Source organism: Streptomyces sp. NPDC007905 (assembly GCF_042959345.1).
Classification (GTDB): Bacteria; Actinomycetota; Actinomycetes; order Streptomycetales; family Streptomycetaceae; genus Streptomyces.
In genome coordinates, this window is record NZ_JBIBKS010000076.1 from 1 (window position 1) to 2,889 (window position 2,889).

1 protein-coding gene and 2 pseudogenes are annotated in these 2,889 nt (G+C 67.2%); 2 read left to right on the forward strand and 1 reads right to left on the reverse strand.

Annotated elements, in window-relative coordinates:
- A partial coding sequence (locus ACFZDC_RS41945; protein WP_391332362.1) for a transposase occupies window positions 1-512 on the reverse strand: 512 nt, incomplete at its 3' end.
- Window positions 513-658: 146 nt separating this feature from the next.
- On the opposite strand from ACFZDC_RS41945, the pseudogene ACFZDC_RS41950 reads away from it, so the two are divergent.
- Together ACFZDC_RS41950 and ACFZDC_RS41955 are read left to right on the forward strand one after the other, a co-directional pair.
- Window positions 659-1,237, forward strand: a pseudogene (locus ACFZDC_RS41950) (transposase domain-containing protein); the annotation flags it as partial.
- An 81-nt stretch (window positions 1,238-1,318) separates the two neighbouring features.
- Window positions 1,319-2,802 (forward strand): annotated as a pseudogene (locus tag ACFZDC_RS41955) (ISAzo13 family transposase); the annotation flags it as partial.
- Between the last annotated feature and the right edge of the window lie 87 nt (window positions 2,803-2,889).

The window sequence follows — 2,889 nt, forward strand, 5'->3', positions numbered from 1 at the left end:
GTCCGGCCGCGGGTGAAGTGGTGGGCGGGGGTGTAGGGAGTCGCGTGCAGCGGGTAGTACACGCGGCCGTCGGTCCACACGGTGGTCACCGTGACGATGCCGTTGTCCGTCTTGCCCAGCCGGCCCAGCCACTGCCGGCCGACATGTGCGGTCTTCGTGCCGTCCTTGCGGTCTCCGGAGTCGTCGATCACGATGACCCCGCCGTCGTGCGGAGCCGTCGCCGGCTCCTCACGCAGCAGTTCAAGCCGCCGGTCGTTGACCTGCTCGACTTCCCAGGGTGACTCGGACAGGAAAAACTGCAGCCGCTGCACGCCAGGCATCCCCGCGCCTGCAACCGGTTCCGACCCTGCCAGGCAGGTGATCGTCTTGTTCCGCTCCCGTGGCGCCAGCAGCCCCGTCAAGTACTCGCGAAACCCTCGCCGCTGAGCCAGGCTGAAGAAGAGGTCGTCGAACCGGGCCGCGTAGTCCTCCAACGGCCCCGGCGCGGGCGGACACGGACGGCGAGCGGTCATATGCAGCCCCTAGCAAGGCAGTTGACTCCTCCCACCGGCCTACGACCAACCCGAATTGCCGTCAACCCACTCCACCGCCGGATTTAACGAACTACCGGTAGTCGACGCGGTCCTGGAGGACACCGGCGTCCGCACGCAGGGGGTACGCCTGCTCCCGGCGCGTGGTGTACTTCGTGCTGGCCCTCGCCTTCTTCGAGCGATCCTCCTACCAGGCGGTATGGGCCAGGCTCACGGCGGGACTGGGCAGCGTGCCCGTGGCCCGCCCGTGCCCCTCGTCGCTGGCACGTGCCCGGCGCCGGCTGGGAAGCGGACCGCTGCGCCACCTATTCTCGATCCTGGCCGGACCAGTGGCCGACCACCGCCAGTCCTGCGCCTTCTACCAGGGCCTGCGCCTGGTCGCCGTTGACGGCACCACCCTGTCCGCTCCCGACGAGGAAGCGGTGACGTGGCGTTTTCGCAAGCACATCGGCAGGGTCCGCGCGTTCGGCAACCCGCTGGTGCGCCTGGTCGCCCTCGTGGAGTGCGGCACACGGGCTCTGGTGGACGCGGTCTTCGGACCCGACGACATCGGCGAACTCGCCTACGCTCGCCGTCTGCTGGGACATCTGGACGCATCGATGCTCCTGCTGGCCGACGCCTACTACGACGCGTTCGACTTCCTTCAGGCCGTGCAGGACACCGGGGCCCGTTTCGTGCTGCGCTCGACCCGCAAACGTCGCCCGACTGTGCGCGGCAAAGGTGCCGGGTTCACTGAAGCCGTAAAGAATCAACCCGTTGCTTTCATAGGACAAGTTCGTTGCTCTGGTATGAGCTTCGCCGCCGACGTTCTGGATCAGCTTGCGCTGCGGTTCCAGGTCGTCTTGCCGCATCTGAACGAGCGTCAGCGGCGCCTGATGCTGGCCAGGAGGCGCGACTGCTCGGACACGGTGGGGTACGGGCCGTTGCGCGGGTGGCCGGGGTGAGCGAGAGCACGGTCCGTAACGGGGTGTTCGAGCTGGAGGCCGGTGGGGATCCGCTACCGGACAGCAGCGTCCGGCGCCCCGGGGGTGGCCGCAAGCCCGCCGAGGAACAAGATCCTTCCCTGATTCCTGCGTTGCTGAAGCTGGTGGAGCCGGACGAGCGGGGTGATCCGATGTCGCCGCTGCGCTGGACCACCAAGTCCCTGCGCAACCTCGCAGAGGAGCTCACCCGGCAGGGCCACCCGGTCTCCGCTCCGACCGTCGGGCGGCTTTTGACGGGGCAGGGCTTCAGCCTCCAGGCCAGCGCCAAGACGCTGGAGGGCAAGCAGCACCCCAACCGGGACGCACAGTTCCACTACATCAACGAGCAGGTCAAGCAGCACCAGTCCGGCAATCAGCCGGTCATCAGCATCGATGCCAAGAAGAAGGAACAGCTGGGGCAGCTGCCGAACCCCGGGCGGCAATGGCGCCCCGCCGGCGATCCGGTTCAGGTGGAGGATCACAGCTTCTACTTCATCGGCCCCGACGTCGACGTGGCGATACCCTTCGGCATCTACGATCTGGCCCACGACAGCGGCTGGGTGAACGTCGGCACCGATCACGACACCTCCGTATTCGCCGTCGAGTCGATCCGCCGCTGGTGGCAGGCCCGCGGGCGGATGGACTACCCAGATGCCGACAGACTGTTGATCACCGCGGACTGCGGAGGGTCCAACAGCTACCGCTACCGGTTATGGAAGGCCGAACTCGCCGCCTTCGCCGCCCAGACGGGTCTCACGGTGACCGTCTGCCACTTTCCGCCGGGCACCTCAAAATGGAACAAGGTCGAGCATCGGCTGTTCTCCCACATCACCATGAACTGGCGTGGCAGGCCTCTGACCAGCCACGAAGTCGTGGTCAATAGCATCGCCGCGACCCGCACCCGCACCGGCCTGCGCGTTCACGCCGAGCTGGACACCGGAACCTACCCGGTGGGAATCTCCGTCAGCCGCGAGCACCTGCGCTCTCTGCCGATCACGCCCCATGACCAGCACGGACCCTGGAACTACACGATCGCCCCGGCCGGCGCCCCTGGCAATCGCGCGACCAGCACGAGCGATCGGGACCAGGGCAGGTCGCAGGTGCTGGCGATGCTCGCCGACCCGCGTCTGTGCGGCATGACCTCATCGGAGCTGAAGGCACTGTGCGCCCAACTGGCCCCCGCGCAAGCTGCCCAGGCCGAACAACGCAAGTTCCAGCAGCGCGGCGGCCGCCGCCTGAAAGCACCCGGAGCACACGGCAGACCCCTGCTCTCGAACGCCGACCGCATCCTCGTCACCGTGATGAAGCTTCCCCTTGATCGTGGACACCTGGAGACTGGGATCTTGAGGTTCCAGAGGAAGTAGCACCAGGTGGGAAGCAAGTACACGAAGCGGTAC